Below are 6,521 nucleotides of genomic sequence, written 5' to 3' on the forward strand. Positions count from 1 at the left end.
CTGGTGGCGCGACAGGTCGCGCCACCATGTTCTTACACGTTCAGCGAGCTCTGATCGATGACCAGACCTGGGCCCATGGTGGTGCTCAGGGTAACGCGCTTGACGTAGATACCTTTCGAGGAAGCTGGCTTGATACGCTTCAGATCAGCGATCAGGGCTTCAACGTTTTCCTTCAGCTTGCCGGCTTCGAAGCCGATCTTGCCAACGGAGGTGTGGATGATACCGTTCTTGTCGGTACGGTAGCGAACCTGACCAGCCTTGGCGTTCTTGACGGCGCCGGCTACGTCTGGGGTCACGGTACCAACTTTCGGGTTAGGCATCAGGCCGCGAGGACCCAGAACCTGACCCAGCTGACCTACAACGCGCATGGCATCAGGCGATGCGATGACGACGTCATAGTTCAGGTCGCCGCCTTTCATTTCGGCAGCCAGATCGTCCATACCTACGCGGTCAGCGCCGGCAGCCAGAGCGGCTTCAGCAGCTGGACCCTGGGTGAAGACGGCAACGCGAACGGTCTTGCCAGTGCCGTGCGGCAGCACGGTAGCGCTACGTACGACCTGGTCGGATTTACGCGGGTCAACACCGAGGTTAACGGCGATGTCGTAGGACTCTACGAACTTGGCAGCCGGCAGCGAGGCCAGCAGATTGGCCGCTTCTTCGAAGTTGTAGGCTTTGCCTGCTTCGATTTTCTCGGCGATTGCCTTTTGGCGTTTGGTCAGCTTAGCCATTACACACCCTCCACGTTCAGGCCCATGCTGCGGGCAGAGCCAGCGATGGTGCGTACAGCAGCGTCCAGGTCAGCGGCAGTCAGGTCAGCCTGTTTGGCTTTGGCGATGTCTTCCAGCTGAGCGCGGGTAACGGTACCGACTTTAACGGTGTTCGGGCGAGCCGAACCACTGGTCAGGCCAGCAGCTTTCTTCAGCAGAACCGAGGCAGGGGTGCTCTTGGTCTCGAAGGTGAAGCTACGGTCGCTGTAGACAGTGATGATCACAGGAGTCGGCAGGCCGGCTTCTTGACCCTGAGTACGGGCGTTGAAGGCCTTGCAGAATTCCATGATGTTCACACCGTGTTGACCCAGTGCTGGACCAACGGGTGGGCTTGGGTTGGCCTGGCCGGCCTTAACTTGCAGCTTGATGTAAGCCTGAATCTTCTTAGCCATGAGCTACTCCAAAATCGGGTACGAACGCCTGATGGCTCCCCGGATGACTTGCGTTTTATCCCAGTGACGACAAAACCCCGCAGCACACAGGGCTGCGGGGTATGGGATGCTGCGTTCGCCTAGACCTTTTCGACCTGGCTGAACTCGAGCTCCACCGGAGTAGAGCGACCGAAAATGAGCACTGCAACCTGCAGGCGGCTCTTTTCGTAGTTAACCTCTTCGACGCTGCCATTGAAGTCAGCAAACGGACCGTCAATGACCCGAACCACTTCACCTGGCTCGAACAACGTCTTCGGCTTCGGCTTGTCACTACCGTCGGCAACGCGACGCAGGATAGCCTCGGCTTCCTTATCGGTGATTGGCGCAGGCTTGTCTGCTGTACCACCAATAAAGCCCATCACGCGAGGGGTATCCTTGACCAAGTGCCAAGTCCCTTCGTTCATCTCCATCTGGACCAAAACATAGCCAGGGAAGAATTTACGCTCGCTCTTGCGCTTCTGGCCATTGCGCATTTCGACGACTTCTTCGGTCGGGACCAGGATCTCGCCGAAACCGTCTTCCATGCCAGCCAGCTTGACGCGCTCGATCAGAGAGCGCATTACATGCTTCTCGTAACCCGAGTAAGCATGCACAACATACCAACGCTTAGCCACGGGACACCTTTAGCCAACGATCAAGGAGACCGCCCAGCCGAGCAGGGAATCAAGACCCCACAGCAGCAGTGCCATAACCAGCACGACAGCCACGACAATCAGCGTGGTCTGGGTGGTTTCCTGGCGGGTCGGCCACACGACTTTACGAATCTCGGTACGAGCTTCCTTCGCCAGCGCAAAGAACGACTTGCCCTTCGCAGTCTGCAGAGCTACAAAGCCCGCGACAGCAGCCAGGACGAGAAGTGCAAGGACGCGATACAGGATCGGAGAGGCGGAGTAATACTGATTACCCACTACGCCGACAACCACCAAAGCCACTACAGCCAGCCACTTGAACAGATCAAAACGCGATTCTTGGGCTTCAGTTTTGGGAGTCATCGAGGAGGATCCTGTGAGAAGAAAGCCATCACACCGAGGTGAAATGGCAGGTCAGGAGGGAATCGAACCCCCAACCTACGGTTTTGGAGACCGTCGCTCTGCCAATTGAGCTACTGACCTGTAACGCTGTATCAGGCCGGCCATTATACCGGCCTGATCAAGTAAATCAACTACTTATTCAATAATTTTTGCTACGACGCCGGCGCCGACGGTGCGACCGCCTTCACGGATAGCGAAGCGCAGACCGTCTTCCATTGCGATGGTCTTGATCAGGGTGACAGTCATCTGGATGTTGTCACCTGGCATTACCATTTCAACGCCTTCCGGCAGTTCGCAGTTACCGGTCACGTCAGTGGTACGGAAGTAGAACTGAGGACGGTAGCCTTTGAAGAACGGAGTGTGACGGCCGCCTTCTTCCTTCGACAGAACGTAGACTTCTGCGGTGAACTTGGTGTGCGGCTTGACCGAACCTGGCTTGACCAGAACCTGACCACGCTCAACTTCGTCACGCTTGGTACCACGCAGCAGAACGCCGCAGTTCTCGCCAGCGCGGCCTTCGTCCAGCAGCTTGCGGAACATTTCAACACCGGTGCAGGTGGTGTTGGTGGTTGGGCGCAGGCCAACGATTTCCAGCGGATCCTGAACGCGGACGATACCACGCTCGATACGACCGGTAACAACGGTACCACGACCCGAGATCGAGAATACGTCTTCGATCGGCATCAGGAACGGCTGGTCAACGGCACGGATTGGCTCAGGGATGTAGGCATCCAGAGTTTCTACCAGCTTCTTGACAGCGGTAGTACCCATTTCGTTGTCGTCTTTGCCTTCCAGCGCCATACGAGCCGAACCGATGATGATCGGGGTGTCGTCGCCTGGGAAGTCGTAGGTGGACAGCAGGTCGCGAACTTCCATCTCGACCAGTTCCAGCAGCTCAGCGTCGTCTACCAGGTCAGCCTTGTTCAGGAAGACCACGATGTACGGAACGCCTACCTGGCGGGACAGCAGGATGTGCTCACGGGTTTGTGGCATCGGACCATCGGCGGCCGAGCAAACCAGGATCGCGCCGTCCATCTGGGCAGCACCGGTGATCATGTTCTTCACGTAGTCAGCGTGACCTGGGCAGTCAACGTGAGCGTAGTGACGAATGTTCGAGTTGTACTCGACGTGAGCGGTGTTGATGGTGATACCGCGCGCTTTTTCTTCCGGAGCCGAGTCGATCTTGTCGAACTCAACGACTGCCGAACCGAATACTTCGGAGCAGACGCGAGTCAGAGCTGCGGTCAGAGTGGTCTTACCGTGGTCAACGTGGCCGATAGTGCCGACGTTAACGTGGGGAAGGGAACGATCAAACTTTTCCTTAGCCATCGATACAATCCTCCGCAGAAGAAATAGTCTTGCGCTGATAAAACAAAGGCAGATATTTTCATATCTGCCTTGTTTATATGGAGCTCTTGAGCGGACTTGAACCGCTGACCTCACCCTTACCAAGGGTGTGCTCTACCAACTGAGCTACAAGAGCGAAACACTTTGTGCAAAATCCAGCAAACTTGGAGCGGGTAGCGGGAATCGAACCCGCATCATCAGCTTGGAAGGCTGAGGTTCTACCACTAAACTATACCCGCGGAGCTTGCGGCTCTCGCTAAAACTGGTGGAGGGAGAAGGATTCGAACCTTCGAAGCTCTCGCAACGGATTTACAGTCCGTCCCCTTTGACCGCTCGGGAATCCCTCCAGATGTGGCCGGCATTCTATTTGCCTGCCGCCCCAGTGTCAAGCGTTTTTTCAAATTTTTTCAATCAAATCTGAAACTTAGCTGCTTTGACACCGCTTCCAGTTCTACCACCTGAGTGGTGTTCCCTGTGAAGCGGGCGCCATTCTATCAAGCTATTCGCCAGTTGCAATACCCTGGCAGAAAATAATTTTGTGTTTTAAGTCTTTGAAATCATTGGAAAGAGCGGCGAGGACCGTTTGGTCCAACAAACGCTCGCTTTCCGGGGCAACCTTGAGCCAGCGCCCCTCCGCACCAGGCAACTGCCCCACCACCGGGAGCGTGGCGATATCCAGGCTCATCAGACGCTGACGCAGCGCCTCGAGCTCGCCCTGCCCCATCATGCCACCGACTACCAGGCACTCATCCCGGCGCTTGGGCGGCGTCGACACGCCTGTTTCACGTAACAGACGGATTTCCTGCTGATTCCCCTTGTACAGCGACAGCGGGGCGACTTCCTTGACCTTCAGCGGGGCTTCCTGCTGATGCCATACGTAATAAAAGACGTTGAGCACCAGCAACAACAGAAACAACCAACGCATAGGCACCTCAATCCAATGGGCAGGCCATGGCCAGGCCAACGAAAACCAGGTCAGGCACGACCCGCGCCTGTGGCACAGCCTCCCTCACCAGCGGCGCATCACCTCCGGTAAGGAACACTGCGAAATCTTCCCCCCACAAGGCACGCGCCTGATCGAGCTGGGTACGCGCAAAACCCTGGAGCATCAATACGCAGCCGCGTTCGACCGCTTCGACAGTCGAGCGCCCAGGCGCCAGGCTGGTCAAAGCACGCTCAGCGGAAGCATCGTCATAACGAATACGTCGGGTGTGCGTGCGCAACTGGCTGCGCATCAACGGCATGCCCGGACAGATGTAGCCACCCAGGTGCTCGCCGTCCGCAGCAACGAAATCCGCTTTTGCAGCCGTCCCCAGGTCAATGACCAGGCAAGCACCTTTGGCCAGGTGGAACGCCCCCAGCGCTGCCAACCAACGATCCATGCCCAGGCGCTGGTAGTCGTCATAGCCATTGCGCACCCCGGCCATTTCCCGGGCTGGGTGAGCCACGAGCGCCTGCACGGCAAATGCCTGGGCAATCAATGCGCAAAGCGCGTCGGTTTCATCCTCACTGCGCACACTGACAATACGGCAGCCGGTCAAACGCACCGAAGCCAGCGCAGCCACTTCAGCCACCAAGGCCTGATCCGAGTCGACGATACCGCCGCTCTCAATCGCTGCATCAGCGACATGGATTACCCGCCACTTGATAAAGCTGTTACCGCAATCGAGCTCAAGAATCATCACGCAACCTCAAACTGAGCTCACCACCACTGAAGCTCTTTTCCACCCCGTCCACCTCAAGGCGCAAGCCGCCCTGCCCGTCGACGCCTAGAACCACGCCATCAATACGCGTGCTACCGGCGATAAGTGAAACGTTACGCCCCTGCCAGAGGTGCGCCTGCTCCCATTCTTCCTGGAACGCGGCAAAACCATAACGACGATGCCGGGCCAATTCATGCTGCAACTGTTGGCTGAGCAGTGCGACCAGGCGGTTGCGGTCAATTGCTGCACCCACCTCACGGCGCATCGAAGTCCATTGCTGGTCGACTTGATCGTTGGCCTGCATGTTCACATTGATACCGATACCCAGCACCACATGACAGACATCTGCCGGGTCGCCGACCAGCTCAAGGAGAATGCCGGTAATCTTCTGCCCGCGAACAAGGACGTCGTTGGGCCACTTGAGCCCAACATCCTTCACCCCGAACGCCTGCAGGGTACGCATTACCGCCAACCCCACCACCAGACTCAGGCCCTCGAGCTGGCGCATGCCGCCATCCACACGAAGCACCAGACTGTAATAGAGGTTCTCGGCAAACGGGCTGACCCATTGCCGCCCACGCCGACCACGGCCGGCGCTCTGCCGTTCGGCCAGAACCAAAAATGGAGCCGCCTGCCCTTCGCCTGCCAGCCGCAGGCCTTCGGCATTGGTCGAGTCGATCGTCTCATGAATGAAAACCGGCCACTGCTCGCCGGCAGCAAAACTGGCGATTGCCTGCGCATCGAGCAAAGCCAGTGGCGCAGCCAACTGATAGCCGCGCCCACGAACCTTGTGAATGGTGAGGTTCAGCTCGCTCTCCAGGTGCTGCAGCTGCTTCCAAACGGCGCTGCGACTCACCCCGAGGGCTGCCCCCAGAGCTTCTCCGGAATGGAACTTGCCATCCTTGAGAAGATTCAACAACTTCAGCATGCCAGTCTCGACTTGGAATAAGGCAGGCATGATAGCTATGGGTTGTTGGCTTGCATAGGAAAAGGGCCTGTCGACAGGCGCGAGCGGGCTTGGTTCTGGCCTTTTGGGGCGGCCGGCGCGAGAGTGTTTTCAGCCGCGACGCAGGCGGCGCGGTTTGCCAGGTAGATCAGGGTTGCAGGGATCACGCTGGTTTTACCGGCGCAAAGACAAAACCCCTACCTGCATGCGCAGATAGGGGTTTTGCGAAATGAATCTTGACGATGACCTACTCTCACATGGGGAAGCCCCACACTACCATCGGCGATGCATCGTTT

General features: G+C 57.5%; 8 protein-coding genes and 4 tRNA genes. All 12 read right to left on the minus strand.

Annotated features, from left to right (window positions below; all coding sequences use genetic code 11):
* Window positions 1-32: 32 nt before the first annotated feature.
* Entirely contained in the window at window positions 33-728 is a 696-nt protein-coding gene (gene rplA / locus JKP78_RS12880; protein WP_170027987.1) for a 50S ribosomal protein L1, read from the minus strand.
* A complete protein-coding gene (rplK, locus tag JKP78_RS12885; protein ID WP_003255500.1) occupies window positions 728-1,159 on the minus strand; it encodes a 50S ribosomal protein L11 in 432 nt (143 codons plus the stop codon). The genes rplA and rplK overlap by 1 nt, the downstream gene beginning before the upstream one ends.
* A gap of 119 nt (window positions 1,160-1,278) precedes the next feature.
* Window positions 1,279-1,812 carry a transcription termination/antitermination protein NusG gene (gene nusG, locus JKP78_RS12890; RefSeq protein ID WP_003255501.1) on the minus strand — a complete coding sequence of 178 codons (534 nt, stop codon included), beginning with the start codon at window positions 1,810-1,812 and terminating at the stop codon, window positions 1,279-1,281.
* A gap of 9 nt (window positions 1,813-1,821) precedes the next feature.
* The gene (secE, locus tag JKP78_RS12895) at window positions 1,822-2,190 is read right to left on the minus strand and encodes a preprotein translocase subunit SecE (RefSeq protein ID WP_003257081.1); all 369 of its coding nucleotides are present in this window, start codon (window positions 2,188-2,190) and stop codon (window positions 1,822-1,824) included.
* Window positions 2,191-2,234: 44 nt separating this feature from the next.
* A tRNA-Trp gene (locus JKP78_RS12900) sits at window positions 2,235-2,310 on the minus strand.
* A gap of 54 nt (window positions 2,311-2,364) precedes the next feature.
* Window positions 2,365-3,558 (minus strand): elongation factor Tu, encoded by a 1,194-nt coding sequence (gene tuf / locus JKP78_RS12905; RefSeq protein ID WP_170027986.1) that lies wholly within the window; start codon window positions 3,556-3,558, stop codon window positions 2,365-2,367.
* 78 nt (window positions 3,559-3,636) lie between these two features.
* A tRNA-Thr gene (locus JKP78_RS12910) sits at window positions 3,637-3,712 on the minus strand.
* 29 nt (window positions 3,713-3,741) lie between these two features.
* Window positions 3,742-3,815 (minus strand) — tRNA-Gly (locus JKP78_RS12915).
* A 24-nt stretch (window positions 3,816-3,839) separates the two neighbouring features.
* A tRNA-Tyr gene (locus tag JKP78_RS12920) sits at window positions 3,840-3,923 on the minus strand.
* A gap of 152 nt (window positions 3,924-4,075) precedes the next feature.
* Window positions 4,076-4,501 (minus strand): hypothetical protein, encoded by a 426-nt coding sequence (locus tag JKP78_RS12925; RefSeq protein WP_170027985.1) that lies wholly within the window; start codon window positions 4,499-4,501, stop codon window positions 4,076-4,078.
* Window positions 4,502-4,508: 7 nt separating this feature from the next.
* Window positions 4,509-5,258 (minus strand): pantothenate kinase, encoded by a 750-nt coding sequence (locus tag JKP78_RS12930; protein ID WP_170027984.1) that lies wholly within the window; start codon window positions 5,256-5,258, stop codon window positions 4,509-4,511.
* Entirely contained in the window at window positions 5,248-6,207 is a 960-nt protein-coding gene (gene birA, locus JKP78_RS12935) for a bifunctional biotin--[acetyl-CoA-carboxylase] ligase/biotin operon repressor BirA (protein WP_170027983.1), read from the minus strand. The genes JKP78_RS12930 and birA overlap by 11 nt, the downstream gene beginning before the upstream one ends.
* Between the last annotated feature and the right edge of the window lie 314 nt (window positions 6,208-6,521).

Source organism: Pseudomonas sp. LAM2023 (assembly GCF_016620375.1).
In the GTDB taxonomy this organism is placed as follows: domain Bacteria; phylum Pseudomonadota; class Gammaproteobacteria; order Pseudomonadales; family Pseudomonadaceae; genus Aquipseudomonas; species Aquipseudomonas anuradhapurensis.

Excerpts from the sequence above, each read along its gene's own strand:
- rplK (WP_003255500.1), bottom strand. The coding sequence starts at position 1,159 with ATGGCTAAGAAGATTCAGGCTTACATCAAGCTGCAAGTTAAGGCCGGC.
- JKP78_RS12925 (WP_170027985.1), bottom strand. The coding sequence starts at position 4,501 with ATGCGTTGGTTGTTTCTGTTGTTGCTGGTGCTCAACGTCTTTTATTAC.
- secE (WP_003257081.1), bottom strand. The coding sequence starts at position 2,190 with ATGACTCCCAAAACTGAAGCCCAAGAATCGCGTTTTGATCTGTTCAAG.
- birA (WP_170027983.1), bottom strand. The coding sequence starts at position 6,207 with ATGCTGAAGTTGTTGAATCTTCTCAAGGATGGCAAGTTCCATTCCGGA.
- JKP78_RS12930 (WP_170027984.1), bottom strand. The coding sequence starts at position 5,258 with ATGATTCTTGAGCTCGATTGCGGTAACAGCTTTATCAAGTGGCGGGTA.
- rplA (WP_170027987.1), bottom strand. The coding sequence starts at position 728 with ATGGCTAAGCTGACCAAACGCCAAAAGGCAATCGCCGAGAAAATCGAA.
- tuf (WP_170027986.1), bottom strand. The coding sequence starts at position 3,558 with ATGGCTAAGGAAAAGTTTGATCGTTCCCTTCCCCACGTTAACGTCGGC.